The sequence below is a fragment of the Pseudomonas lactucae genome (genome assembly GCF_036688725.1).
GTDB classification, from domain to species: domain Bacteria; phylum Pseudomonadota; class Gammaproteobacteria; order Pseudomonadales; family Pseudomonadaceae; genus Aquipseudomonas; species Aquipseudomonas lactucae.
In genome coordinates this window covers 12,994-38,714 of sequence record NZ_JAQQPT010000022.1, presented here as the reverse complement: position 1 = coordinate 38,714, position 25,721 = coordinate 12,994, and the positions used below count along the sequence as shown (strand labels likewise).

General features: G+C 62.4%; 22 protein-coding genes. 10 read left to right on the top strand and 12 right to left on the bottom strand.

Going from position 1 to position 25,721, the window contains the following annotated elements:
- Nucleotides 1-5 precede the first annotated feature (5 nt).
- The 9 genes from V6M90_RS23430 (at nt 6) to V6M90_RS23390 (ending at nt 11,898) form a co-directional block, all read left to right on the top strand.
- On the top strand, nt 6-938 hold the full coding sequence (locus tag V6M90_RS23430) for a quinoprotein relay system zinc metallohydrolase 1 (protein ID WP_141063131.1): 933 nt from the start codon (nt 6-8) through the stop codon (nt 936-938).
- A 115-nt stretch (nt 939-1,053) separates the two neighbouring features.
- The gene (locus tag V6M90_RS23425) at nt 1,054-2,829 is read left to right on the top strand and encodes a PQQ-dependent methanol/ethanol family dehydrogenase (RefSeq protein ID WP_332847207.1); all 1,776 of its coding nucleotides are present in this window, start codon (nt 1,054-1,056) and stop codon (nt 2,827-2,829) included.
- Nucleotides 2,830-2,950: 121 nt separating this feature from the next.
- A complete protein-coding gene (exaC, locus tag V6M90_RS23420; RefSeq protein WP_003174854.1) occupies nt 2,951-4,471 on the top strand; it encodes an acetaldehyde dehydrogenase ExaC in 1,521 nt (506 codons plus the stop codon).
- A gap of 179 nt (nt 4,472-4,650) precedes the next feature.
- Complete coding sequence (gene pqqA, locus V6M90_RS23415; protein WP_074750225.1) at nt 4,651-4,722, top strand: pyrroloquinoline quinone precursor peptide PqqA; 72 nt, start codon at nt 4,651-4,653, stop codon at nt 4,720-4,722.
- Between the two features lie 103 nt (nt 4,723-4,825).
- Entirely contained in the window at nt 4,826-5,989 is a 1,164-nt protein-coding gene (gene ercA / locus V6M90_RS23410) for an alcohol dehydrogenase-like regulatory protein ErcA (protein WP_042944966.1), read from the top strand.
- The gene (locus V6M90_RS23405) at nt 5,973-7,343 is read left to right on the top strand and encodes an ATP-binding response regulator (RefSeq protein ID WP_332847206.1); all 1,371 of its coding nucleotides are present in this window, start codon (nt 5,973-5,975) and stop codon (nt 7,341-7,343) included. The genes ercA and V6M90_RS23405 overlap by 17 nt, the downstream gene beginning before the upstream one ends.
- Nucleotides 7,344-7,420: 77 nt before the next feature.
- The gene (locus V6M90_RS23400; protein ID WP_003174851.1) at nt 7,421-8,884 is read left to right on the top strand and encodes a DASS family sodium-coupled anion symporter; all 1,464 of its coding nucleotides are present in this window, start codon (nt 7,421-7,423) and stop codon (nt 8,882-8,884) included.
- A gap of 228 nt (nt 8,885-9,112) precedes the next feature.
- Nucleotides 9,113-10,756 (top strand): MFS transporter, encoded by a 1,644-nt coding sequence (locus tag V6M90_RS23395; protein WP_332847205.1) that lies wholly within the window; start codon nt 9,113-9,115, stop codon nt 10,754-10,756.
- Nucleotides 10,753-11,898 (top strand): HlyD family secretion protein, encoded by a 1,146-nt coding sequence (locus V6M90_RS23390; RefSeq protein ID WP_141064857.1) that lies wholly within the window; start codon nt 10,753-10,755, stop codon nt 11,896-11,898. Before V6M90_RS23395 ends, V6M90_RS23390 begins: the two co-directional genes overlap by 4 nt.
- A gap of 95 nt (nt 11,899-11,993) precedes the next feature.
- On the opposite strand, the gene V6M90_RS23385 is transcribed toward V6M90_RS23390, so the two are convergent.
- The 9 genes from V6M90_RS23385 to copC form a co-directional block, all read right to left on the bottom strand.
- Complete coding sequence (locus tag V6M90_RS23385; protein WP_332847204.1) at nt 11,994-12,860, bottom strand: aldose 1-epimerase; 867 nt, start codon at nt 12,858-12,860, stop codon at nt 11,994-11,996.
- Nucleotides 12,860-14,140, bottom strand: a complete 1,281-nt coding sequence (locus V6M90_RS23380; protein WP_003174847.1) for a TRAP transporter large permease — start codon at nt 14,138-14,140, stop codon at nt 12,860-12,862. The genes V6M90_RS23385 and V6M90_RS23380 overlap by 1 nt, the downstream gene beginning before the upstream one ends.
- A 1-nt stretch (nt 14,141) precedes the next feature.
- Nucleotides 14,142-14,669, bottom strand: coding sequence for a TRAP transporter small permease (locus tag V6M90_RS23375; protein WP_003174846.1), 528 nt, complete (start codon nt 14,667-14,669; stop codon nt 14,142-14,144).
- A gap of 62 nt (nt 14,670-14,731) precedes the next feature.
- A complete protein-coding gene (locus V6M90_RS23370) occupies nt 14,732-15,703 on the bottom strand; it encodes a TRAP transporter substrate-binding protein (protein WP_003174845.1) in 972 nt (323 codons plus the stop codon).
- A gap of 51 nt (nt 15,704-15,754) precedes the next feature.
- Complete coding sequence (locus V6M90_RS23365; protein ID WP_003174843.1) at nt 15,755-16,630, bottom strand: SMP-30/gluconolactonase/LRE family protein; 876 nt, start codon at nt 16,628-16,630, stop codon at nt 15,755-15,757.
- A gap of 30 nt (nt 16,631-16,660) precedes the next feature.
- The gene (locus V6M90_RS23360) at nt 16,661-17,479 is read right to left on the bottom strand and encodes an NAD-dependent epimerase/dehydratase family protein (protein ID WP_003174841.1); all 819 of its coding nucleotides are present in this window, start codon (nt 17,477-17,479) and stop codon (nt 16,661-16,663) included.
- A 136-nt stretch (nt 17,480-17,615) separates the two neighbouring features.
- On the bottom strand, nt 17,616-18,878 hold the full coding sequence (locus tag V6M90_RS23355) for an OprD family porin (protein ID WP_003174840.1): 1,263 nt from the start codon (nt 18,876-18,878) through the stop codon (nt 17,616-17,618).
- A 181-nt stretch (nt 18,879-19,059) separates the two neighbouring features.
- Entirely contained in the window at nt 19,060-19,917 is an 858-nt protein-coding gene (gene copD / locus V6M90_RS23350) for a copper homeostasis membrane protein CopD (protein WP_332847203.1), read from the bottom strand.
- 3 nt (nt 19,918-19,920) lie between these two features.
- Nucleotides 19,921-20,286 carry a copper homeostasis periplasmic binding protein CopC gene (copC, locus tag V6M90_RS23345; RefSeq protein WP_332847202.1) on the bottom strand — a complete coding sequence of 122 codons (366 nt, stop codon included), beginning with the start codon at nt 20,284-20,286 and terminating at the stop codon, nt 19,921-19,923.
- 116 nt (nt 20,287-20,402) lie between these two features.
- Between copC and V6M90_RS23340 the strand changes: the two genes are divergently transcribed.
- Nucleotides 20,403-21,023, top strand: a complete 621-nt coding sequence (locus V6M90_RS23340) for a TetR/AcrR family transcriptional regulator (protein ID WP_003174837.1) — start codon at nt 20,403-20,405, stop codon at nt 21,021-21,023.
- 60 nt (nt 21,024-21,083) lie between these two features.
- On the opposite strand, the gene preA is transcribed toward V6M90_RS23340, so the two are convergent.
- From preA to hydA, 3 genes are all read right to left on the bottom strand, one after another.
- Nucleotides 21,084-22,358, bottom strand: coding sequence for an NAD-dependent dihydropyrimidine dehydrogenase subunit PreA (gene preA / locus V6M90_RS23335; protein ID WP_003174836.1), 1,275 nt, complete (start codon nt 22,356-22,358; stop codon nt 21,084-21,086).
- The gene (locus tag V6M90_RS23330; RefSeq protein ID WP_141064862.1) at nt 22,358-23,725 is read right to left on the bottom strand and encodes an NAD(P)-dependent oxidoreductase; all 1,368 of its coding nucleotides are present in this window, start codon (nt 23,723-23,725) and stop codon (nt 22,358-22,360) included. Before V6M90_RS23330 ends, preA begins: the two co-directional genes overlap by 1 nt.
- A gap of 83 nt (nt 23,726-23,808) precedes the next feature.
- Complete coding sequence (hydA, locus tag V6M90_RS23325; protein WP_332847201.1) at nt 23,809-25,248, bottom strand: dihydropyrimidinase; 1,440 nt, start codon at nt 25,246-25,248, stop codon at nt 23,809-23,811.
- Between the last annotated feature and the right edge of the window lie 473 nt (nt 25,249-25,721).

Genomic DNA, 25,721 nt, shown 5'->3' with positions numbered 1-25,721 from the left:
GCGGCATGCGCTGGATCCTCTTGCTGTGCCTGGGCCTGAGCCTGCCCGTCCTGGCAGACCTCGACTACGCCCTCCAGCCACGGTTGATCGCCGACGATACCTGGCTGCTCGAAGGCAGCACCGACAACTTCGCCAAGGCCAACGGCGGCAATATCGTCAACACCGCTTTTATCGTCACCGAAGCCGGCGTGGTGGTGATCGACACCGGCCCGTCACGGCGCTACGGCGAAGCCCTGCGCCAGGCGATCGCCAAGGTAACGGCCAAACCGGTGGTCCAGGTGTTGATCACCCACCATCACCCCGACCACGCGCTGGGCAACCAGGCCTTCAAGGACGTGCCCATCGGCGCCCTGGCCGACACTACGCGGCTGCTGCGCGAGCAGGGCGACGGCATGGCGGAAAACCTCTACCGCATGGTCGGCGACTGGATGCGTGGCACCGAAGTGGTGTTGCCCACCCAGGTGCTGACACCCGGCGTGCTCAGCGTGGGCGGCCACGACCTGCGCTTGCTCGCACTCACCGGCCACACCGGCGCCGACCTGGCGATTCTCGACCCGAGCACCGGCGTGCTGTTTACCGGTGACCTAGTGTTCTATCAGCGCGCCCTCACCACCCCCAATAGTCCAGGGCTGGCGGCATGGCTGGCCGATCTCGACACCCTGCAAGCCTTGCCCTGGACCCTGGTCGTGCCCGGCCATGGCCCGGTGGCCAGCGACGCCCAGCCTTTCGTGCAGATGCGCGACTACCTCACCTGGCTCGACCAACTGCTGCGCGACGGTGCCGCCCATGGCAGCGACATGGCCGAGATGATCCGCAGCCCCATCCCCGCGCGTTTCGCCGCGATCAGCCTGAGCCGCTACGAACTGATCCGCAGTGTCAGCCACCTGTACCCGCGCTACGAGCGCGCGCAGATGCAGCGGCTGGATACCCGCTACTAAGGAACTAGCAATCTCGATACTGCGGTCAATTGTGACAATGCCCCCTGCGCCCAAGAATCGGCACCAGACCGGGAAAATTTCCCGGGTATAACAAAAAACCGCAGAGGTAGCCGTCATGACCCAACCCGCACGTCGCCAACCCTTCGCCTTGAGTGTGTTGCTCGGTGCCATCCTGTTATCCGGCCAGGCCATGGCCTCGGTCACCGATGAGGACATCCTCCAGGACCCGAAAAACCCCGGGCAGATCGTCACCAATGGCCTGGGCGTGCAGGGCCAGCGCTACTGCCCGCTCGACAGCCTGAACGTCGACAACGTCAAGGACCTGCGCCCGGTCTGGGCGTTTTCGTTTGGCGGCGAGAAACAGCGTGGGCAGCAGGCACAGCCCATGGTCAAGGACGGGGTGATGTACCTCACCGGTTCCTACTCGCGGGTGTTTGCGGTGGACGCGCGCACCGGCAAGAAGCTCTGGCAATACGATGCGCGCCTGCCCGATGACATCCGTCCGTGCTGTGACGTGATCAACCGGGGCGTGGCGCTGTATGGCGACCTGGTGTTCTTCGGCACCCTCGACGCCAAGCTGGTGGCCCTGAACAAAGACACCGGCAAAGTGGTGTGGAGCAAGAAGGTCGCCGACCACAAGGAAGGCTACTCGATCAGCGCCGCGCCCTTGGTGATCAACGGCAAACTGATCACTGGCGTGGCCGGGGGCGAGTTCGGTGTAGTGGGCAAGATTGAAGCCTATGACCCGAAAAACGGCGACCTGTTGTGGAGCCGTCCGACCGTCGAAGGCCATATGGGCTACGTCTACAAGGACGGCAAGGCCGTGGAAAACGGTATCTCCGGTGGCGAGGCGGGCAAGACCTGGCCCGGCGACCTGTGGAAGACCGGCGGTGCGGCCCCTTGGCTGGGCGGCTACTACGACCCGGAAACCAACCTGCTGCTGTTCGGCACCGGCAACCCGGCCCCGTGGAACTCGCACCTGCGCCCCGGCGATAACCTCTATTCCTCCTCGCGCCTGGCGCTGAACCCGGACGACGGCACGATCAAGTGGCATTTCCAGAGCACGCCCCACGACGGTTGGGACTATGACGGCGTGAACGAGCTGGTCTCCTTCAACTACAGCGAAGGCGGCAAGGAAATCAAAGCGGCGGCCACCGCCGACCGTAATGGTTTCTTCTATGTGCTCGACCGCACCAACGGCAAGTTCATCCGTGGTTTCCCGTTTGTCGACAAGATCACCTGGGCCACCGGTTTGGACAAGGACGGCCGGCCGATCTACAACGAAGCCAGCCGTCCCGGCGCGCCGGGCAGCGAAACCAAGGGCACTTCGGTGTTCGTCGCGCCGGCGTTCCTTGGCGCGAAAAACTGGATGCCGATGGCCTACAACCGCGACACCGGGCTGTTCTATGTGCCGTCCAACGAGTGGGGCATGGACATCTGGAACGAAGGCATCGCCTATAAGAAAGGCGCGGCGTTCCTGGGCGCGGGCTTCACCATCAAGCCACTGAACGAAGACTACATCGGCGTGCTGCGCGCCATCGACCCCAAGACCGGCAAGGAAGTCTGGCGCCACAAGAACTTCGCGCCGCTGTGGGGTGGCGTGCTGACCACCAAGGGCAACCTGGTGTTTACCGGCACGCCGGAAGGTTTCTTGCAGGCGTTCAACGCCAAGACCGGCGAAAAAGTCTGGGAATTCCAGACCGGTTCCGGCGTGCTCGGCTCGCCCGTCACCTGGGAAATGGACGGCGAACAGTATGTGTCGGTGCTCTCCGGCTGGGGCGGCGCGGTGCCGTTGTGGGGCGGCGAAGTAGCCAAGCGCATCAAGGACTTCAACCAGGGCGGCATGCTCTGGACCTTCAAGCTGCCCAAAGAGCTGGTCGCCAAACACTGAATCTACGACCAAATGACCGTTACCCCCCTGCCAACGGCGCATTCGCCCGGCAGCGGGGGCTCTTTACTATCGGGTCATCGCCTGTTGACCGACAGGCCCGGACCCAGACAGAGGCTTCAACATGATCTACGCACAACCTGGCACCCCTGGCGCTATCGTCAGCTTCAAGTCGCGCTACGGCAATTTCATCGGCGGCGAGTTCGTTGCACCGCTCAGCGGCGAATACTTCACCAACACCTCGCCGGTCACCGGTGAAGCGATCGCCGAGTTCCCGCGCTCCAACGCCGCTGATATCGATAAGGCCCTGGATGCCGCTCACGCCGCCGCCGATGCCTGGGGCAAGACCTCGCCCCAGGACCGTTCCCTGGTGCTGCTGAAAATTGCCGACCGCATCGAGCAACACCTCGAAGTACTGGCCGTGACCGAAAGCTGGGACAACGGCAAGGCCGTGCGCGAAACCCTCAACGCCGACGTGCCGCTGGCCGCCGACCACTTTCGCTACTTCGCCGGTTGCATCCGCGCCCAGGAAGGCGGCGCCGCCGAGATCAACGAACACACCGCCGCCTACCACTTCCATGAGCCGCTGGGCGTGGTCGGGCAGATCATCCCGTGGAACTTCCCGCTGTTGATGGCCGCCTGGAAACTCGCGCCGGCCCTGGCCGCCGGTAACTGCATCGTGCTCAAGCCGGCCGAGCAGACGCCGCTGTCGATCATGGTGTTTGCCGAACTGATCAATGACCTGCTGCCACCGGGCGTGCTGAACATCGTCCAGGGCTTTGGCCGCGAAGCGGGGGAGGCCTTGGCCACCAGCAAGCGCATCGCCAAGATCGCATTTACCGGCTCGACCCCGATCGGCGCGCACATCATGCATGCGGCCGCCGAGAACCTGATCCCGTCGACCGTGGAGCTGGGCGGCAAGTCGCCGAACATCTTCTTCGAAGACATCATGCGGGCGGAGCCTGCATTCATCGAAAAAGCCGCCGAAGGCCTGGTGCTGGCGTTCTTCAACCAGGGCGAAGTGTGCACCTGCCCGTCGCGGGCGCTGGTGCAGGAGTCGATCTACGACGACTTCATGAAAGTGGTGATGAAAAAGATCGTCAAGATCAAGCGCGGCAACCCGCTGGACACCGAGACCATGGTCGGCGCCCAGGCGTCCGAGCAGCAATACGACAAGATCCTCTCTTACCTCAAGATCGCCCAGGAAGAGGGCGCCGAGCTGCTCACCGGCGGCGCGGCCGAGCGTTTGGACGGCGACCTGGCCAGCGGTTATTACATCCAGCCGACCCTGCTCAAGGGGCACAACAAGATGCGTGTGTTCCAGGAAGAAATCTTCGGCCCGGTGGTGGGCATCACCACCTTCAAGGACGAAGCCGAGGCCCTGGCGATTGCCAACGACAGCGAGTTCGGCCTGGGTGCCGGTTTGTGGACCCGCGATATCAACCGCGCCTACCGCATGGGCCGGGCGATCAAGGCCGGGCGCGTGTGGACCAACTGCTACCACCTGTACCCGGCCCACGCGGCGTTTGGCGGGTACAAGAAGTCGGGGGTGGGGCGTGAGAACCACAAGATGATGCTGGATCATTACCAGCAGACCAAGAACCTGCTGGTGAGCTACGACATCAATCCGCTGGGGTTCTTCTGATCCCTTGATTACAACGCGGTCCCCTGTGGGAGGGCGCAAGCCCCTCCCACATTTTGTTCTATGTACATTCGCGACTAATGCAGTGCATTCACTCCTTCGAAAGTAGCATTCGCTCCCTCATCCGCTCATGCATTAATGCCTCTACCGGAACCCTCCGGCACAACAAGAGGACTACCCCCATGTGGACTAAACCGACCTACACCGACCTGCGTATCGGCTTCGAAGTGACCATGTACTTCGCCAGCCGCTGATCGCGGGCACTGCACGGAGGATGCCTCTTTGGTCTGATTGCATTCGCAGCCGGATCGGTTAGTGTGGAGCGCATCTTCCAAAATAATAACAACAGGCTTTCCAATGAGCCCCAATCTGAGCCTCCTGCGTAAATTCGTCTCGCCTGAAATCATCTTCGGTGCCGGTTGCCGGCATAACGTCGGCAATTACGCCAAGACCTTCGGCGCGCGCAAGGTGCTGGTGGTCAGCGACCCCGGCGTGATCGCCGCCGGCTGGGTGGCGGATGTGCAAGCCAGCCTGCACGCCATCGGCATCGACTATTGCCTGTACAGCGCCGTGTCGCCCAACCCCCGTGTCGAAGAAGTGATGCTCGGCGCCGAGGTGTATCGCGAAAACCATTGCGACGTGATCGTGGCCATCGGCGGCGGCAGCCCCATGGACTGCGCCAAGGCCATCGGCATTGTAGTCGCCCACGGGCGCAGCATCCTTGAATTCGAAGGGGTGGACACCATCCGCGTGCCGAGCCCCCCGCTGATCCTTATCCCCACCACCGCCGGCACTTCGGCGGATGTGTCGCAGTTCGTGATCATTTCCAACCAGCAGGAACGCATGAAGTTTTCCATCGTCAGCAAGGCGGTGGTGCCGGACGTGTCGCTGATCGACCCGGAGACCACGGCCAGCATGGACCCGTTCCTGTCGGCCTGTACCGGCATTGATGCGCTGGTGCATGCCATCGAGGCGTTCGTGTCCACCGGCCATGGCCCATTGACCGACCCCCATGCGCTGGAAGCCATGCGCCTGATCAACGGCAACCTGGTGCAGATGATCGCCAACCCCAGCGACATCGCCCTGCGGGAAAAAATCATGCTCGGCAGCATGCAGGCGGGCCTGGCGTTTTCCAATGCGATCCTCGGCGCGGTGCACGCCATGTCCCACAGCCTCGGCGGCTTTCTCGATCTGCCCCACGGGCTGTGCAACGCGGTGTTGGTGGAGCATGTGGTGGCGTTCAACTACAACTCGGCGCCCGAGCGCTTCAAGGTGATTGCCGAGACCTTCGGCATCGACTGCCGCGGCCTCAACCATCGGCAGATCTGCGGCCGGCTGGTGGAGCACCTGATCGCGTTGAAGCACGCCATCGGCTTCCACGAAACCCTCGGCCTGCATGGGGTGCGTGTGGCGGATATACCGTTTTTGTCCGAGCATGCGATGGACGATCCGTGCATCCTCACCAACCCCCGTGAGTCCAGCCAGCGTGACGTCGAGGTCGTGTATGGCGAAGCGCTCTGACGAGCAGCAACGCGCCCTCGCCGGGCTGCTGGGGCTGGGCGACCAGTCGGCGCGCAAGAGCCACTACCCGGAGCTGACGGCGCGCCTGGATGAGTTGGAGGACGAGCGCAAGCGCTACATCCGGCTGAACGATGAACTGGAGCAGCGCGTGGCCGCGCGCACCGACGAGCTGCTGGAAGCCAACCGTAACCTGCAACAACAGATCGCCCAGCGCGAACAGGTCGAGCAGGCCCTGCGCGACGCCCGCGATGCCGCCCAGGCCGCCAACCGCAGCAAGGACAAATACCTCGCCGCCGCCAGCCATGACCTGCTGCAGCCGCTGAATGCGGCGCGGCTGCTGATCGCCACGTTGCGTGAGCGCAGCTTGCCCAGCGTCGAACAGGTGCTGGTGGAACGTACCCACCAGGCCCTGGAGGGCGCGGAGGATTTACTGACGGACTTGCTGGATATCTCGCGACTGGACCAGGCGGCGGTCAAGCCCGATGTGGCCCTGTATCGGCTGGAAGAGGTGTTTGCGCCGCTGGTCTCGGAATTTCAATCGGTGGCCCAGGCCGCCGGGCTCAACCTGCGGGTGCGCATGGGGCACTACGCGGTGCGTACCGACCTGCGCCTGCTCACACGCATCCTGCGTAACTTCCTCAGCAACGCCTGCCGCTACACCGACGAGGGCTGCATCCTGCTCGGCGCACGCCGTCGCGGTGATTACCTGCGCCTGGAGGTGTGGGACACCGGGCGCGGCATCGCGGCCGACCGGCTGGAGGCGATTTTCCTCGAGTTCAACCAACTGGACGTGGGCCGAGCGTCCGACCGCAAAGGTGTAGGGCTGGGCCTGGCGATTGTCGAGCGTATCGCCGAGGTGCTCGGCTATTGCATCGCCGTGCGTTCGTGGCCGGGGCGGGGCTCGATGTTCAGCATCGAAGTACCGCTGAGCGCCGAGATGCCGGCGGCGATCAGCCAACTGCCGGTGCAACCGACCACGGGTAACCCGCTGCCGGGCCGGCGGTTGCTGGTGATCGACAACGAAACCAGCATCCTCGAAAGCATGCGCGCCTTGCTCGGCCAGTGGGGCTGCGACGTGGTCATCGCCACCGACCAGGCCGGCGCGTTGCTGGCGTTGCAGGGCAGGGCGCCGGAGCTGATCCTGGCGGACTATCACCTGGACCACGGAATGCTGGGCTGCCAGGTGGTGCGGCAGTTGCGCGAGCATTTCGCGCAGAAGATCCCGGCGGTGATCATCACCGCCGACCGCACCGACCAGTGCCGTCGCGCACTGCGCCGGCTGGATGCGCCGCTGTTGAACAAACCGGTCAAGCCCGGCAAGTTGCGGGCGGTGTTGAGCCAGTTATTGGGCTAGCTCATTGACACCTGTCAACACGCGGCGCGGCGCTTTGCCTCATGCTCAAGGCCTGATCTAGAGCCTTGGAGCACCCCATGAGCGCGGCATCCTTCAAATTACCCCTGGGCCTGGTGGTCGCCGTGCTGGTGATGACCGGAGTGCTGCTGTTGCCGCTGCCTGCCGACTTGCCGGTGGCGGGGCAGAGGATGCTGGCGATCCTCGCGTTTGCGGTGGTGGTGTGGATCACCGAAGCGGTGTCCTATGAGGCCAGCGCGATCATGATCACTTCGCTGATGGCGTTTTTGCTTGGCACCGCGCCGTCGCTGCAAGACCCTGCGCACCTGATCGGCAGCAGCCCGGCGATCAGCATGGCCCTCACCGGGTTTTCCAACCCGGCGCTGGCGCTGGTGGCGGGCGCGTTGTTTATCGCCGCCGCGATGACCCACACCGGCCTGGACCGGCGCATCGCCCTGGTTACCTTGAGCCGCGTCGGCACCAGCACCCGGCGCATCCTGCTGGGGGCGATTGCGGTAACGATCCTGCTCAGCCTGGTGGTGCCCAGCGCCACCGCACGCAGCGCTTGTGTGGTACCGATCATGATGGGCGTGATCGCCGCGTTCGGCGTCGACAAACGCTCGAACATCGCCGCCGGGATCATGATCGTGGTGGCCCAGGGCACCAGCATCTGGAACGTCGGCATCCAGACCGCCGCCGCGCAGAACCTGCTGACCGTGGGCTTCATGGACAAAATGCTCGGCCAGCGCGTGTCGTGGATCGACTGGCTGATCGCCGGCGCGCCGTGGGCGCTGATCATGTCGGCGGTGCTGCTGTTTCTGGTGCTCAAGTTGCTGCCCCCGGAAACCGACAGCATCCCCGGTGGCAAGGAGGCGGTGGCGCAGTCCCTGATTGACATCGGCCCCATGACCGGCCCACAGAAACGCCTGCTGAGCGTGTCGCTGTTGCTGCTGCTGGCCTGGGCCACGGAAGGGCGCCTGCATCATTTCGACACCACCTCGACCACCTACGCCGGGTTGGTATTCCTGCTGCTGCCGGGCATCGGCGTGATGACCTGGAAGGACGTGCAGTCGCGGATTCCGTGGGGCACGGTGATTGTGTTCGGCGTGGGCATCAGCCTGGGCACGGCGTTACTGACCACCCAGGCCGGGCAGTGGCTGGGGGCTACGGTGGTGGCCCACACGGGGCTGGATCAGGTGGGCCCGTTGGGGGTGTTTGCGATCCTCGCAGCGTTTTTGATCGTGATTCACCTGGGGTTCGCCAGCGCCACCGCCTTGACCTCGGCGTTGCTGCCGATATTGATTGCGGTGCTGCAGACCTTGCCCGGTGATTTCAGCCGGTTGGGGATGACCATGCTGCTGGGGTTTGTGATGAGCTACGGGTTTATCCTGCCGATCAATGCGCCGCAGAATATGGTGTGCCTGGGCACGGGGACGTTTACGGCGCGGCAGTTTGCCAAGGTGGGCATCCTGGTGACGCTGATCGGGTACGGGTTGATGTTGGTGTTTGCGGCGACCTACTGGAGTTGGCTCGGTTGGGTCTGATTTGGAATGCGCTTTAGACACCGATGATATCCAGTGTGGGTGAGGGGCAAGCCCTCCCACAATTTTGATCTCCATACATCAGATCGGCCTCAGTCTGGCTCTGGCTCTGGCTCCGGCTTTTGATCTCAATTCCATCCCCAACATGACAAGATGAACTCCACTCAGGTTTACTACTCCCTGAGTAAAGCCCCCCGGCGACCCAACCCGCCGGCTCATCCAGGTCATCGAATGGACAAATACACCCCCCACACCTGGGAACCCCACGAGCGTCCGAGCTTGCCGGGTTCGCCGTCGACGCCGTTGCACCCCACGCATAAGCGTTGGCTGTATGCGCTGGTGGGTGTGCTGGTCGCCATCACCGGCGGCCTGGGTAATGCCCTGGTGATCGCCAACCTGCAATACCTGCAAGGCGCCCTCGGCGCGACCACGGCGGAAATGGCCTGGCTGCCCGCCGCCTATGTGATGACCAACGTGTGCATGAACCTGCTGCTGGTGAAGTTCCGCCAGCAGTTCGGCCTGCGTGCGTTCACCGAGGTGTTCCTGGTGCTGTATGCACTGGTGACCTTCGGCCATTTGTTCGTCAACGATCTCAGTTCAGCCATCGCGGTGCGCGCGGCGCATGGGATGGTGGGGGCGACGCTGAGTTCGTTGGGCTTGTACTACATGATCCAGGCGTTCCCGGCGAAATGGCGCTTGAAGTCGCTGGTGCTGGGCCTGGGCACGGCGCAATTGGCGTTGCCGCTGGCGCGCCTGTTCTCTGAAGACCTGCTGCAAATCGCCGAATGGCGCGGTTTGTATCTGTTCGAACTGGGCCTGGCGCTGATCTGCCTGGGCTGTGTGTTTTTGCTCAAGCTGCCGCCCGGCGACCGCTTCAAGACCTTTGAAAAGCTCGACTTTCTCACTTTCGCGATTCTCGCCAGCGGCGTCGCGCTGCTCTGCGCGGTACTGTCCCTGGGGCGTATCGACTGGTGGCTGGAAGCGCCATGGATCGGAGTCGCCTCGGCCTGTTCGCTGGTGTTGATCATGGCCGGCCTGGCAATCGAACATAACCGCGCCAACCCGATGTTGATGACCCGTTGGCTGGGCAGCGGCACCATGATTCGCCTGGCCTTGGCGGTGATCCTGATCCGCATGGTGCTGTCCGAGCAATCCACCGGAGCGGTGGGGTTCATGCAGATGCTGAACATGAGCTACCAGCAGATGCACACCCTGTACGTGGTGATGCTGGCCGGCGCGATCAGTGGCTTGGTGGTCAGCGCGTTGACGATTAACCCGGCGCATCTGCTGATGCCGCTGGTGATTTCCCTGGCGCTGATGGCAACCGGCTCGGTGATGGACAGTTTCTCCAGCAACCTCACCCGGCCGCAGAACCTGTACATCAGCCAGTTCCTGCTAGGCTTTGGCGGCACGTTCTTCTTGGGGCCGACCATGGTGCTGGGCACGAAAAACGTATTGGCCAACCCGCGCAACCTGGTGAGTTTTTCAGTGATGTTCGGCATCTGCCAGAACCTCGGCGGGCTGATTGGCGCAGCCTTGCTCGGTACTTTCCAGATTGTGCGCGAGAAATATCATTCCAGCATGATCGTCGAACACCTCAGCCTGCTCGATCCGCGTATGGCCGCGCGAGTGCAGAGCGGTGGCTCGGCCTATGGCGGCATTGTCGCCGACCCGGAACTGCGCAACCTCATGGGCATCCGCAGCCTGGCCACGGCGGCGACGCGTGAGGCGAACGTGATGGCCTACAACGATGTCTTCATGTTGATCGCGATTATCGCGATGCTGACCATGACCTGGATCTTTATCCGCAGTCTGTGGCTGATGAGCACCACCCGAGCAACCACTCCCGTTCAACCCAGCGGCGCCCCTTCATGACCGAACCCACGACCACGACCACCAACGCCATCGCTTCCACCCCGGAAGGCACTACACCGCCGGGCGCGACGGTCACCGAGCCGCGTTCGCTGCGGGTGCGTATTCTCTCGTCCCTGGGCTTTGCCGCGATTGCCGTCGTCGGCGTATTGATTGTGCTCTATGCCTGGCAACTGCCGCCGTTCAGCAGCGCGGTGGAAACCACCGAAAACGCCTTGGTGCGCGGCCAGGTGACGATCATCGGCCCGCAGCTCAGCGGTTACGTGTTCGAGGTGCCGGTGCAGGACTTCCAGTACGTCAAGGCCGGTGATCTGCTGGTGCGCCTGGACGACCGCATCTACCGGCAGCGCCTGGACCAGGCCCTGGCACAGTTGGCGGTGCAGAAGGCCGCGCTGGCCAATGTGGTGCAGCAACGCAACAGCGCCGAAGCCACCATCAAGCTGCGCCAGGCGGCCTTGGTGGACAGCCAGGCTCAGGCGCGCAAGAGCACCGCCGACTTGCGCCGCAACGAAGAGCTGATCAGCGACGGTTCGGTGTCCAGGCGCGAGCTGGACGTGACCCGCGCCGCCAATGCGCAGACCATTGCAGCGGTGGCCCAAGCCCAGGCCAGCCTGGAAATTGCACGGCAGGACTTGCAGACGGTGATTGTCAATCGCGGCTCCCTGGAAGCGGCGGTCGCGAGTGCCGACGCGGCGGTGGAGCTGGCGCGCATCGACCTGTCCAACACGCGCATTACCGCGCCGCGTGACGGGCAACTGGGGCAGATCGGCGTGCGTCTGGGGGCCTACGTCAATTCCGGCGCGCAGTTGATGGCACTGGTGCCGAAGCAACTGTGGGTGATCGCGAACATGAAAGAAACCCAGATGGACAACGTGCAGGTCGGCCAACCGGTGACCTTCACCGTGGATGCGCTGAGCCACCGCAAGTTTCACGGCACGGTGCAGCATATTTCCCCGGCCACAGGTTCGGAGTTCAGCCTGTTGCAGGCGGACAACGCCACCGGCAATTTTGTGAAGATTGCTCAGCGGGTGCCGGTGCGGATTACCGTCGACCCGGATCAGGCCGAGAGCGAACGGCTGCGGCCGGGGTTGTCGGTGGTGGTCAGTATTGATACAGCGGGGCGCCTGAAAAACAGTCCGCCCTGATACACGCAGGAGCAAATTGTGGGAGGGGCGGTGCGACGATTCGACTTGCTCCCGATAGCGGTATGTCAGTCAGCTGATGTATGACTGATTCAGCGCTATCGGGGGGCCCCTCCCACATTTGGAATGTATTTCAGGTTGAAATCGAGTTGGACCGATTGATTGTGTTCCAACAGTTTCAGGCCCGGCCGCCCCGGCAAGTGATGGGCATTCACCGGATGACTCACCGGCTCGATGCAAAAGAACCCCAGCCCCGGCGGGCAGTACAGCAGGAAGTAATCGGCGCCGCTGGCCTGGCATTCCAGGGCGTAACCCAACTCCGGCTGTTCGATCCGGCAATGGCCGTCCCACTGGCAGAAGCCGTTGTCCACCAGGCCTTCGGGCAGCTCGCTCAATACCTGAAAATCCCATTCGGGCGGTACTGGCGCCAAGCCTGTCGGCAACTTCGTGCTATCACTCAACCACACCTGCGCCGCCGACGCCTGCAATCGTGTGTCCGGCCGTCGCGGGAAGTAGGGATGCAACCCCAGCCCGTGCCACGCGGCTTTCTCCGCCAGGTGGGTGACGCGCAATTCGATACTCAATGTCCCGTCGCTCAACCGAATCCGCTGCTCGGCGCGATAGGTAAACGGTGTCTCGCACAGCACCTCAAGCACCACTTCATCCGCCGTTTGACTGACCACCTGCCACGCTTGCTGCCAGGCCGAGCCGTGAATCGGAAACGGGTCGTTGGGGCTGTTGGGCGCAAGGGCCAGCCAGCCGTGGGGGTTGTCGAATCCTTCTTCGGCAATACGGTTGGACCAGGGCACCAAGGGATAACAGCCCAGCTTTCCGGGCAGCTCGCTGTGCGGGTCGTTAGGCCGCAACAACGGTTGCCCGCTGGCGCGCACGGTCCAATTGACCAGGCTGCCACCCACGGCCGGTTTAAGGCTGAGGTGGGTCAGGTTATCTTCAAGTTCAATCATTACAACACCACGCTCGGCAACCACAGCGACAGGGCAGGGATGTAGGTCACCGCCATCAGGATCAGGAACAGCACCGCATAAAACGGTACCAGCGCCTTCACGGTTTTCTCGATAGTGGTCTTGCCCACCGCCGCGCCGACAAACAGCACCGCGCCCACCGGCGGGGTGATCAGGCCGATGCCGAGGTTGACCAGCATGATCATGCCGAAGTGCACCGGATCGACGCCGATACCGAGCACCACCGGCAACAGGATCGGTGTGAGGATCAGGATCAGCGGCGCCATGTCCATCACTGTGCCGAGCAACAGCAGCATGACGTTGATGCACATCAGGATCACGTAGCGGTTGTCCGACAGGGTCAGGAACAGCGTGGTGATTTTCGCCGGGATCTGCATCAGGGTCATGATGTAGCCGAAGCTGGCGGCAAAGGCGATCAGGATCATCACGATGGAAATGGTGCGCACCGTGCGGTGCATCAGCTTGGGCAGTTCGCTCCATTTGTAGTCGCGGTAGATGAACATAGTCACGAAGAACGCCCACAACACGGCAATCGCGGCCGATTCAGTGGCGGTGAAGATCCCGGAGAGGATGCCGCCCAGGATGATCACCATGGCCATCAGGCCCCAGAGCGCATCGGCGGCAATCTTCAACGCCTGCTTGAGGGGTATGACTTCGCCCTTGGGGTAGTCGCGTTTCTTGGCGAAGATCAGGCACAGCACCATCAGGCACGCGCTCATTAACAGCCCCGGCACTACGCCGGCCATGAACAGCGAGGCGATGGACACCGTGCCGCCGGCCGCCAGGGAGTAGAGCACCGAGTTGTGGCTGGGCGGCGTCAACAGCGCCTGCACCGAGCCGCTGACCGTCACCGCCGTGGCGAACTCACGGGGATAACCGCGGCGTTCCATCTCCGGGATCAGCACCGAGCCGACCGAGGCGGTATCCGCCACCGACGAGCCGGAGATGGCGCCGAAAAAGGTCGAGGCGACGATATTCACCAGGGACAGGCCACCGCGCACAAAGCCCACCAGCACCCCGGCAAACGCCACCAGGCGCCGCGACATGCCGCCCTCGGCCATGATCGCCCCGGCCAGTACAAAGAACGGGATCGCCATCAGCGAGAACTTGTTCACCCCGCCGGCCACCTGGATCATCAGGGCCTGGAAGGGGATGTCGATCCACCACGCGCCGATCAGCGCCGACAAGCCCAGGGCGTAGGCCACCGGCATGCCGATCAGGATCAAGGCGATAAAGCTGCCCAACAGAATCAATGCGTCCATATCAGGCAGCCCCTTCGCTTTCTTCCACCAGGTCAAAGCGCACCACGCGCCGGTTGCTCTGGTCACCGAGCAGGAGTTTTTCCACCACGAAGATCAGCGTCAGCACGCCGCCGATCGGGATCGGCATATAGGTGATGCCCACGCGCAGGGTGGGAATGGCGCTCATGAACTGGTTCCAGGTGGACAGGCACAGCTTGGTGCCCCAGATCGCCATGAACAGGCAAATGGTGCCCATCAGCAGTTGCGAGAAGATGCCGACGATGCGGCGTTGGGTGGCCGGCAGACGGTCAACCACCATCGCGACCGACATATGCGCGCCGGCGCGATAGCTGGCGGCGGCGCCGATAAAGGTAAATACCAGCATCAGCAGGATCGCGGTGGGCTCCGGCCAGCTGGAGCCGGTGCCGAGGACGTAGCGGGCGAAGATGCCCCAGGGGATGATCAGTGCGACGCCGAGAACCGAAAGGCCGGCGACCCAGATGCAGGTCATGTAGATGCGGTCGTTGATGCGCAGCAGTAAATTCTTCATGGCGTTCACCGTAACCAGGCGCGTCAGTACCTGCCGCGCCGGGCCTTGTCAGGAGGAGGGCGTTACTGCACCGCGTCGATACGCTTGATCAGGTCGGCATAAGGCGCGCCGTATTTGGCACGTACCGCTGCGGTGGCGTCGTAGAAGGGTTTTTTATCGACAGTGATGAACTCGACGCCGGCCTTCTTGAGTTTCTCCTCACTGCTGGCGGACTTGGCGTCCCACAGCGTGCGCTCATCGGCCTGGGCGGCCTTGGCGGCTTTTTTCAGCATGTCCTGCTGGGCAGGGGTGAGTTTGTTCCAGGTGATTTTCGACATCACGATGGGCTCGGGCAGGATCAGGTGTTCGGTGAGGGTGTAGTACTTGGCGTTCTGGTAGTGGTTATGCTCAAGCATGGTCGGCGGGTTGTTCTCCGCGCCGTCGATGACGCCGGTCTGCAAGGCGCTGAAGATCTCGCCGGTGTCCATGGCGATGCCGTTGGCGCCCATTGCGTTGAAGGCTTCGATGAAGATCGGGTTGCCTTGTACGCGGATCTTCATGCCCTTGAGGTCTTCGATCTTACGCACCGGTTTCTTGGTGTAGAGGTTGCGCGTGCCGCCGTCCATCCAGGCCAGGGCCACCAGGCCGAACTCGGAGTTGGTGATCTTGGCGAGGATTTCATCACCAATTTCACCGTCGATGATCTTGCGCATGTGCGCCTGGTCACGGAACACGAACGGCAGGTTGAACACATTCACGTCCGGCACCACCGGGCCGACGATGCCGAGGCTGACGCGGGTCATCTGCACGGCGCCGACCTGGGCCTGTTCGACCACCTCTTTCTCGGAGCCGAGCACACCGCCCGGGAAATACTTGAAGGTCAGTTCGCCGTTGGTTTCTTTTGTCAGAGCCTTGCCCATGTTCTCTTCGGCGACCACCGTGGGGTAACCGGCGGGGTGGATGTCGGCGAATTTGATTTCCAGCGCGTGGGCGGCGCTGGCGAAGACGAACGAGAGTGGAAGTGCGGCGGCCAGCAAGGTGCGTTTGAAGTCCATGGGGGGTGTCTCCTGTCTTGTTATTTTTTTATTCAAGGCACAGCGATGCAGCTAGAGGGTGAACCTAGGCTCCGGCAATCCGGTAACGCCGGGGTTGAGGGCGAACACGCCGCCGGCGATGGACTGGGCGCTCTGGTCGTCACGAATCGAGGTGACGAACAGCGTGTCCAGGCGACTGCCGCCGAAGGCGCACATGGTGGGTTTTTTCACCGGCACGCTCAGGGAGCGGTCCAGGCGACCGTCAGGGGTGAAGCGGTGAATCAAACCAGCGTCGTTGGCGCAGATCCAGTAGCAGCCGTCGGCGTCCACTGCTGCGCCGTCGGGGCGGCCGAGGTGGTGGTGCATATCGACGAACACGCGGCGGTTGGACGGCGTGCCGGTGTCGATGTCGTAGTCGAAGGCCCAGATCTGTTGCACCAGCGGGTGCGAATCGGAGGCGTACATCGTGCGGCCATCGGGGCTGAAGGCCAGACCGTTCAGGGTGATAAAGCCATCCAGCTGGGCGTGGGGCGCCGCGCCTGACGCATAGCGGTAGAGGATGCCCTCGGCCGCATTTTCGCCCATGTTCAACACCATGCTGCCGGCCCAGAAGCGACCCTGGCGATCACAGCGGCCATCGTTCAGGCGCATGTCTTCGCGCGGGTGCTCGACACTGGCCAGGGGCGCGGTGTCGAGGCTGCCGTCGTGGTGCGGGGTGAGCTGGAAAAAGCCGGTTTCCATCCCGGCGACCCAATTGCCCGCATCGGTGCGGGCGATGCAGGCGAGCATCTGCGGGGCTTTCCACGCGGCGAGGTGGCCGGTGTCGGCGCTCCAGCGTTGCAAGCCGCCGTTGGGGATATCCACCCAGTACAACGCGTTTTCCTCCGGCACCCACACCGGGCATTCGCCCACGGCATTGCGGGCGTCGACGATCAATTCAGCGGTCATGGCAACACATTCCCTTGGGTTGGTATGAACTCAGTCACCGAACGGCCCGGCCGCGCAGAACGCGCCGCCCTGATACACCGCTGCCGGGTCATCGGCGGGCACCGGCGGTTGAGCTTCGACCTGGGCGCGGAACACTTCGGAACTGTCCTTGGGCACAAAGCCCAGGTGCGCGGCGTAGCGGTTGTCCCACCAGGTGGCGAGGTTGTCCGACACACCGTAGACCACGGTGTGGCCCACATTCGGCGTGTACAGCGCACGTTCGAGCAGTTGGGTGAGGTCATCGAAGCTCAGCCAGGTGTGCATCATCCGGCGGTTCTGCGGCTGCGGGAACGAGGAGCCGATGCGGATGCTCACGGTCTCGATGCCGTAGCGGTCGAAGTAGAAACTGGCCATGTCTTCGCCATAGGACTTGGACAGGCCGTAGTAGCTGTCCGGGCGGCGCGGGGAGTGGGCGTCGATGGTTTCGGTCTGTTTGTGGAAGCCGATCACATGGTTGGAACTGGCGAAGATCACCCGCTTCACGCCATGGCGACGCGCCGCTTCGTAGATATGGAAGGTGCCGCTGATATTGGCGCCGAGGATTTCTTCAAACGGACGCTCTACCGATACACCACCGAAATGCAGGATGGCGTCGACGCCTTCCACCAGATGGTGCACGGCTTGTTTGTCGGCCAGATCGCAAGGCTGTACTTCTTCCGAGGCATCGGCGGCCGGGGCCATATCGGCGATATCCGACAAGCGCAATACCTGGGCGTAGGGGCGCAGGCGTTCGCGCAGCACTTTGCCAAGGCCACCGGCGGCGCCGGTGAGGAGCAGGCGGTTGAAGGGAACTGGGGTAGTGGTGGTCATGGGAATTCCAATTTTTTTGTTGTAGGTTGTCGTATGACTGTGTCGAAGTATTGTTAGGGAGCCCCAGGTTGTCAACGTTCTTCCCGACGAGTGAGATGATCGTTCCCACGCTCTGCGTGGGAACGATCATCAACCTTTAAAGCAAGGAGATTGGATAGCTGACAAAAATCCGATTCTCATCGAACTCGTTGGTGCTGAAATCCCGACGCAGGGTCGAGTTGCGCCACTTCACGTTGAGGTTCTTCAACGCGCCGCTCTGCACGGTGTAGGCCAGTTCCGATTCGCGCCCCCACTCCTTGCCATCGGTGATCGCCCCGGTGTGCACGTTGCTGCCGCTGATATAGCGGTTCATCAGGGTCAGCCCCGGTACGCCGAGTACCACGAAGTTGAAGTCGTGGCGTACCTGCCAGGATTTTTCCTTGGCGTTGTCATAACTGGAGTTGTAGCTGTCGTTGGCCAGGGTGCCGCCGCTGGTGCCGTTGACGCGCATCCACACGCTGTCGCCGGTGAGTTTTTGCAGGCCCACATAGAAGGTGTTGCCGCCGTATTTGGCCGAAAGCAGGGCGAAGGTGGTCTTGTTGTCGAGGTCGCCGGCCAGGGCGCTGCCGTCTTCCTTGCCGCTGAAGAAGCCGAGGTTGGCGCCCAGGGTCCAGTCGCCCACGGGTTGGCTGTGGGTCAGGTTGACGTAGCGTTGCTGGTAGATATCGCTGAGTTCGGCGTACCACAGGCCGACCTGGGTGCGTTTGTCGTTGAAGCTGTATTCGCCGCCGCCGAAGTTGAACCGGTCGGAGGTGAACGCGGCTTTGCCGTTCATGAACATGTCTTCCATGCTCGCGTCGTTGCGCGGGCTGTTGCCACGGAACTGACCGCCGTAGAGGGTCAGGCCGGCAATCTCGTTGGACGTCACCTGGCCGCCGCGGAAGGTCTGGGGCAGGGAACGGCCATCGTCGGAGCGCAGGATCGGCAGCACCGGCATCCATTCGCCGACTTTCAGTTCGGTCTTCGACAGCTTGGTCTTCAACGCCACGCCCAGGCGCCCGAAGTTATCGGCGGGACGGCCGTCGTCGTGGATCGGCAGCAACTGGGTGCCACCGGTGCCTTTGCCGCCATCGAGCTTCTGCGAATACAGGCCCAGCACATCCAGCCCGAAGCCCACGGTGCCTTGGGTGAAGCCGGACTTGGCGTCGAGAATGAAACTTTGCGTCCACTCTTCAGCCTTGCCCTGGGCGTTGGCCGGGTTGGTGAAATTGCGATTGAAGTAGGCGTTGCGCAGGTTGAGCGTGGCCTTGGCGTCGTCGACAAAACCATCGGCATGCGCGCCGAGAGGCAGGGTGAAGGCCAGGCTGCCGAGGCCGATAAGGCCCAGGCGTGAGGAGGAATTGCGGACGAATTGACTCACAGCGGTGCTCCCTTCTGTTTTGTTGTTTTTATTATTTGTTATACGTCGTCGTACAACATTGAGCGGATATTTACGGGGTTTCCGTGGAGTGTCAAGCGGAAGTTATACGATGACTAAATGTGAGATGACCTAAAGTGGGCAGGCTCAATGGAGTTGCATTCAAACTTGAGATCGGTGGGATTCAGCCAGCCAAGACCATCGGAGGCAAGGTGCCAAGCACTGAAACGGCGGCTACCGCACAAACACCCAGCCCCCATTCCAGCATCACACTGGTCTTCAGGGCGGCGAGGCGCTGCTCGCACTGCTCCAGGCGCAACCGGTTCAGCAAGGCCAGCGCCACCATGCCCAGCACCAGCATCACCTTGATCAACAGAATCAGCGCAAACCCGCTGAACAGCGGCGTGGGCCACAGTTGTCCGGTGAGCACGCGTACGTTGATCAGCCCGGTGACCAGCAGGCCGGCAACCAGGCCATAGCCCACACCGCTGAAGCGCCGCAGGATCGGCGCCAGCGCAAACCCGGGCATTTGCCTGAGGATCAACACCAGCAACAACAACCCACCCAGCCATGCACCCACACACGCCAGGTGCACCACCTGGTTGAGGATCAGCAGTTGCCCACTCAGCCCGTCGAGCATGGCGCCATGGCCGACCGGGGCCAGGGTCGCCAGCAACAGCGCAAGCAACGGCAGGCGCACGGCCGGCCAGGGTTTGACCAGCACGATCACCAGCAGCAGGTTCAGCAGCAAGTGCCAGATCCACACCTGGCCAAAAAAGGTCTTGCCCAGCACCAGTTGCACCGTGGCCGGTTGCAGCGCTGCGTGCCAACTGCCGGCCATGCTCGCGGTGATCAACAGCAGCCATGCCACGCCGGAAATCAGTGCCACCCAGGCCAGCGCCCGGATCGTGCGCAGCAGTGTGCGGTCCAGTGGCGGCTGCGGCGCAGCGCCCAACAGCCAGGGCCTGAACGCACAGGCACCGAACATCAGCAACACCACGATGAAATGCACGAAGCGGCACAGCACCAGCAGCGTTGCCATAGGTTATTGGCCGACCTTGAAACTGTATTCACCGCTGCTTTTATGGGTGTCGACCGACACTGCGTTCCACACGACTTTGTAGTTGCCGGCTGCCAGCGGAGCGGCAGGTGTGACCACCAGGACTTTCTTGTCTGCGTTCGGCGTTTCCAGGCCCTTGATGGCGATTTCGGTGCCGTCCTTGCTCAGGGACACCTTGGTGAAGGTGGCCTCGACGCCTTCGCTGAAGGTCAGGCGCAGCTTCTTCGGCGCTGTGACGCTGCTGTCGGCGGCGGGTTGCGAGCTTTTCAGATGGGCGTGGGCAAAGGCCGCCGAGGCACCCAGCAAGGAAGCAAGCAGGGCGAGGGTGGCGAGGGAGTTCTTGATCAACATCGTTCAATACCAATCAATGGGCAGGAGCGGGCAGTGTACGAAGTTTCGACTGCGCCTGTCGCCCCGATCTAGAGCGGATGGTAGTCTCTGAGCCAAGTTGTTGTCAGGGAGCCCTTATGGGCAATCACAAGATCGGAATTCGTCGGGTCAACGTCGAGAAAATCCTGCTGGCGGCGGAGAAAGTCTTCGCCGAGAAAGGCTATGGCAGCACCGCCATGGCCGACATCGCCAAGGAAGCGCAGCTGCCGCGCTCCAACCTGCATTACTACTTCACCACCAAGAGCGAGCTGTACAGTGCGGTGCTGTTCGACCTGCTCGATGTGTGGAAGCAGGATGCCTTGAGCTTTGAAACCTTCGATGATCCCCGTGTGGTGCTCAGCAGCTACATTCGCGCCAAGATGCAGCGTTCGCGCACGCGGCCGTATGGTTCCAAAGTCTGGGCCAACGAGATCATCCACGGCGCGCCAACACTGGGTGAGGCATTGGATGAGAGCCTGTACGACTGGGCCAAGATGAAAGAAGCGAAAATTCGCCAGTGGGTGGAAGACAAACGCATCTCGCCGGTGGAGCCGTCGAGCCTGCTGTACATGATCTGGGCCTCGACCCAGCACTATGCCGACTTTGATCACCAGGTGAAGATCTTGAATGATCACCAGCCGTTGTCGGATATGCAGTTCGAGAGGGCGATACAGACGGTGACCAGTGTGATTTTGCGGGGGATTGGGTTGGAGCCCTGAGCCCTGTGGCGAGGCTGATGGCCCTATCGGGAGCAAGTCTCCCGATAGCGGTCTGAAGGACTACACAGCCTCCCGGTAAGGATTCCTCGGATCCTGTGTCCAGTTCAAAAACGGCTTACCCGTGTCCACCGGCACCATCTCGATACAGTCCGCGACCGGGCAGGTGATCTGGCACAGGTTGCAGCCCACGCATTCATCATCGATCACCTCGTAGGCATGCGTGCCGTCCGCCTGTTTCAAGCTGGCGATGGCCTGGTGCGAGGTGTCCTCACAGGCAATATGGCAACGGCCACAGCCGATGCAGGCCTCTTGATCGATCTTGGCTATCACCTGGTAGTTGATGTCCAGGTACTTCCAATCCGTGGTGTTGCCCACCGCTCGCCCGGAAAAATCCTGCAGGCGGGTGTAGCCCTGACTGTCCATCCATCGCGACAGCCCATCCTTCATCTCTTCTACGATGCGAAAGCCATGCAGCATCGCCGCTGTGCACACCTGCACCGCGCCGCAACCCAGGGCGACGAATTCGGCCGCGTCGCGCCAGTTGCCGATGCCACCAATGCCGCAGATCGGCAGGCCTTGGGTCTGCGGGTCGCGGGCGATTTCCGCGACCATGTTCAACGCGATCGGCTTGACCGCCGAGCCGCAATAACCGCCGTGGGTGCTTTGCGTACCGACGGTGGGCAGGGCAACCATGCGTTCCAGGTCGACACTGGTGATGGAGTTGATGGTGTTGATCAGCGACACCGCATCCGCACCGCCTCTATACGCGGCACGGGCGGCCACCCGGATGTCGGTGATATTCGGCGTGAGCTTGACGATCACCGGCAGTGAGCAATAGGTCTTGCACCAGCGCGTCACCTGTTCCACATACTCCGGCACCTGGCCCACCGCCGCGCCCATGCCGCGCTCGGGCATGCCGTGGGGGCAGCCGAAGTTCAGCTCGATGCCGTCGCAGCCGGTGGCTTGCACCAGCGGCAGAATGTTTTTCCACGATTCTTCAACGCACGGCACCATCAACGACACGATCAGCGCACGATCCGGCCAGTCCTTTTTGACCTGGGTGATTTCCCGCAGATTGATCTCCAGGGAGCGGTCGGTGATCAGTTCGATGTTGTTGATGCCCAGCACTTCGCGGTTGGCGCCGTAGTGCGCAGAGTAGCGCGACGACACGTTGACCGCCGCCGGGTCTTCACCCAGGGTTTTCCACACCACGCCGCCCCAGCCGGCCTCAAAGGCACGGACCACGTTGTAGGCCTTGTCGGTGGGCGGCGCGGAGGCCAGCCAGAAGGGGTTGGGGGCTTTGATACCGGCGAACACAATCGAGAGATCGGCCATTACGCAGCCTCCACATTAAGCACGAGTTGAGCGTGCATGGCTTCGGCGGCCAGCTTGCCGTGCTGCACCGCCTGCACGGTGAGATCCTGGCCGAGGCTCACGCAATCGCCGCCGGCGTAGACCCCGGGAATGCTGGTGCGCAGCTGCTCGTCGACGAAAATCCGCTCGCCCACGCGGTGCAGCTGTTGGGCCAGCGGGTCGTGCAACGCCGCGTTATCGAAGCCTTGCCCGATGGCCTTGAAGATCGCATCGGCGGCCAGTTCGAAGGTTTCCCCGGTGGCGCTCAGGCGACCGTTTTCCAGGCGTGTGCGAGCAAAGCGCATGCCGCGCACATGACCGTTGTCGTCGAGCAACACTTCTTCAGGCTGGGCCCAGGTCAGCAGGCGTACCTGGTTGGCCTTGGCGATGTCCTGTTCGTGGTGCGTGGCACCCATGTCCGCCAGGCCGCGACGGTAGACCAGATTCACGTCGCGGGCACCCAGGCGGGCCATCTGCACGGCCATATCGATGGCGGTATTGCCGGCGCCGAGCACGATGCAGCGGTCGGCCAGGGGCAGTTGGGTCAGGTCATCGGCCTGGCGCAGTTCGCGGATGTAGTCGGTGGCGGCCAGCAGGCCGGGAGCGTCTTCATGGGGCAGGCCGAGTTGCTTGCTGGCGGCGAGACCCAGGCCAAGGAACACCGCATCGAATTGCTGGTGCAGTTCGCTCAGGGTGAGGTTGTCACCCAGGCGCTGGCCGTGGCGAATGTCGATGCCGCCGATTTGCAGCAGGAACTCCAGCTCCTTCTGGGCGAAGTCGTCCACCAGCTTGTACTTGGCGATCCCGTATTCATTCAGGCCGCCGGCCTTTTCCCGTGCTTCGAAAATCACCACGTCGTGGCCGTGCAAGGCGGCGCGATGAGCGCAAGCCAGACCGGCGGGGCCGGCACCGACCACGGCGATGCGCTTGCCGGTCGGCGCGGCGCGTTGGAAGGGGTGTTCGCCAAAGTGCGCGTTGTCGATGGCGTAACGTTGCAGCAGGCCAATCAGCACCGGAGCGCACTCTTCGGCGTTGTTGCGCACGCACGCCTGTTGGCAAAGGATCTCGGTGGGGCACACCCGTGCGCAACTGCCGCCGAGGATATTGGCCGAGAGGATTTTCTGCGCCGCGCCCTGCACGTTTTCGGTGTGGATGTTGCGGATGAACGAAGGGATGTCGATCTCGCTGGGGCACGCATTCACGCACGGTGCGTCGTAGCAATACAGGCAGCGCGAGGCTTCCAGTTGGGCCTGGCGGGCGTTGAGTGGGGGCGCCAGGTCGGTGAAATGGCCGGCGAGGGTTGCGCCATCTTCACGGGGGTGGGGGAGGTGCGTCAGGGTCTGGATCACGGTGGTGGCCTCACGGTTATTGAGGTGCTGCCTCTGATGGGCATTGGTTTTTGTGTTGCCTGTAATTGCTTCCGATAGCGGTCTCATCGTTTCACCGCAGTGGGCCTGGAATGCTCCGCCCGCTTGCTCAACTGCTCGAACACCGGCGGGTACGCCGGCCGCTCCACATAGCGCCCGGCCCCGTGCTCGGCGCGCAGGTCGCCGTCGGCCCACACGAGTTTGCCCTGGCTGATGGTATGGCTGGGTACGCCGCGCACGGTCTTGCCTTCGAAGATGTTGAAATCGACTTGCTGGTGGTGGGTCTTGGCGGAGATGGTCCGCGTACCTTCGGGGTCCCACAGCACCAGGTCGGCATCGGCCCCCACGCGGATGGCGCCTTTGCGTGGGTAGAGGTTGAAGATTTTCGCGGTATTGGTGGAGGTGAGTGCGACGAATTCCTGCATCGACAGACGCCCGCTGTTGACCCCTTCGTGCCACAGCAGCGCCATGCGGTCTTCGATACCGGCGGTGCCGTTGGGGATCTTGCTGAAATCGTCACGCCCGGCGGCTTTTTGCTCGGCGCAGAAGCAGCAGTGGTCGGTGGCGGTGGTGTGCAGGTTGCCCGCTTGCAGGCCATGCCACAGCGCCTCCTGGTGCCCGCGCGGGCGGAACGGTGGGCTCATCACGTAGCCGGCGGCGGTTTGCCAGTCGGGGTGCTGGTAGACGCTGTCGTCCAGCAGCAGGTGGCCGGCGAGCACTTCGCCGTACACCGGCTGGCCCTTGGCGCGGGCGTAGGTGATCTCATCCAGCGCCTCTTTGGTGGACACATGCACCAGGTACAACGGTGTGCCGAGGGTCTCGGCGATACGGATCGCGCGGCTGGCTGCTTCGCCTTCTACCTGGGACGGGCGCGACAGCGGATGCGCTTCCGGCCCGGTGATGCCCTGGGCCATCAGCTTGCGTTGCAGGTGGTACACCAGCTCGCCGTTTTCCGCATGCACGGTGGGCACCGCGCCCAGTTCCAGGCAGCGTTCGAAGCTGGCGACCAGGGTGTCGTCCGCCGCCATGATCGCGTTCTTGTAGGCCATGAAATGCTTGAAACTGTTGACGCCGTGATGGCTGACCAGCTCGGCCATTTCCTCGCGCACTTGCTCGCTCCACCAGGTGATCGCCACGTGAAAGCCGTAGTCGGCCGCGGACTTTTCGGCCCAGCCACGCCATTGGTGAAAGGCTTCCATCAGCGATTGCTGCGGGTTGGGAATCACGAAGTCGATGATCGAGGTGGTGCCCCCCGCCAAACCCGCCGCCGTGCCACTGAAAAAGTCTTCGCTGGCCACGGTGCCCATGAAGGGCAGTTGCATGTGGGTATGGGGGTCGATGCCGCCGGGCATCAGGTATTGGCCGCTGCCATCGAGTACTTCGGTGCCGGCGGGAATATCCAGGTCCGTGCCGATGGCGCGAATCAGACCGCCCGCGCATAAAACATCGGCGCGGTAACTTTCATCATGGGTAATAACGGTGGCGCCACGGATCAACAGCGACATGTCGAGTTCCTCACAGGCTTGACCGGCTTATGCCAGTTCTAAGTGTTTTGATGTGGCTTGCCGATGAGTGGATTAATTCCTGTCATCGGTGACAGGAATAGAAACTAGCCCGAGTTTTTAGATTGGGCAAGAAGATTTTTTATAAGCTTATTCATGTATTAACTTATTGATTTATAAACATAAAAAATAAAAATCACCAAAATGCGGCGTGCGTTCACCATTTTGACGCACTTGACAGGTTCCCAATATGAGCAACATTTCTTATTGCAAATCAGGTGCTTGAGATATGCCGCTTGACGGCAGTAGGAAATAAAAATAATTGTGTTGCACCAGATTGAGTCCTGACAGTTCGGGCAACTTCCACGTCATCCAGCCTGAGTGACGTTGCAAGTTCCCAAGGTGTGATCGGAAAGCTGATGGATATCAGCACGTTATATAAGCGGTGCGGGTGCGCTGGTGGTTTTCGGCACGGT

Bases quoted from the DNA above. Each gene is read 5' to 3' on its own strand.
- V6M90_RS23430 (WP_141063131.1), top strand. From the start codon at position 6: ATGCGCTGGATCCTCTTGCTGTGCCTGGGCCTGAGCCTGCCCGTCCTG.
- V6M90_RS23425 (WP_332847207.1), top strand. From the start codon at position 1,054: ATGACCCAACCCGCACGTCGCCAACCCTTCGCCTTGAGTGTGTTGCTC.
- exaC (WP_003174854.1), top strand. From the start codon at position 2,951: ATGATCTACGCACAACCTGGCACCCCTGGCGCTATCGTCAGCTTCAAG.
- ercA (WP_042944966.1), top strand. From the start codon at position 4,826: ATGAGCCCCAATCTGAGCCTCCTGCGTAAATTCGTCTCGCCTGAAATC.
- V6M90_RS23405 (WP_332847206.1), top strand. From the start codon at position 5,973: ATGGCGAAGCGCTCTGACGAGCAGCAACGCGCCCTCGCCGGGCTGCTG.
- V6M90_RS23400 (WP_003174851.1), top strand. From the start codon at position 7,421: ATGAGCGCGGCATCCTTCAAATTACCCCTGGGCCTGGTGGTCGCCGTG.
- V6M90_RS23395 (WP_332847205.1), top strand. From the start codon at position 9,113: ATGGACAAATACACCCCCCACACCTGGGAACCCCACGAGCGTCCGAGC.
- V6M90_RS23390 (WP_141064857.1), top strand. From the start codon at position 10,753: ATGACCGAACCCACGACCACGACCACCAACGCCATCGCTTCCACCCCG.
- V6M90_RS23385 (WP_332847204.1), bottom strand. From the start codon at position 12,860: ATGATTGAACTTGAAGATAACCTGACCCACCTCAGCCTTAAACCGGCC.
- V6M90_RS23380 (WP_003174847.1), bottom strand. From the start codon at position 14,140: ATGGACGCATTGATTCTGTTGGGCAGCTTTATCGCCTTGATCCTGATC.
- V6M90_RS23375 (WP_003174846.1), bottom strand. From the start codon at position 14,669: ATGAAGAATTTACTGCTGCGCATCAACGACCGCATCTACATGACCTGC.
- V6M90_RS23370 (WP_003174845.1), bottom strand. From the start codon at position 15,703: ATGGACTTCAAACGCACCTTGCTGGCCGCCGCACTTCCACTCTCGTTC.
- V6M90_RS23365 (WP_003174843.1), bottom strand. From the start codon at position 16,630: ATGACCGCTGAATTGATCGTCGACGCCCGCAATGCCGTGGGCGAATGC.
- V6M90_RS23360 (WP_003174841.1), bottom strand. From the start codon at position 17,479: ATGACCACCACTACCCCAGTTCCCTTCAACCGCCTGCTCCTCACCGGC.
- copD (WP_332847203.1), bottom strand. From the start codon at position 19,917: ATGGCAACGCTGCTGGTGCTGTGCCGCTTCGTGCATTTCATCGTGGTG.
- copC (WP_332847202.1), bottom strand. From the start codon at position 20,286: ATGTTGATCAAGAACTCCCTCGCCACCCTCGCCCTGCTTGCTTCCTTG.
- V6M90_RS23340 (WP_003174837.1), top strand. From the start codon at position 20,403: ATGGGCAATCACAAGATCGGAATTCGTCGGGTCAACGTCGAGAAAATC.
- preA (WP_003174836.1), bottom strand. From the start codon at position 22,358: ATGGCCGATCTCTCGATTGTGTTCGCCGGTATCAAAGCCCCCAACCCC.
- hydA (WP_332847201.1), bottom strand. From the start codon at position 25,248: ATGTCGCTGTTGATCCGTGGCGCCACCGTTATTACCCATGATGAAAGT.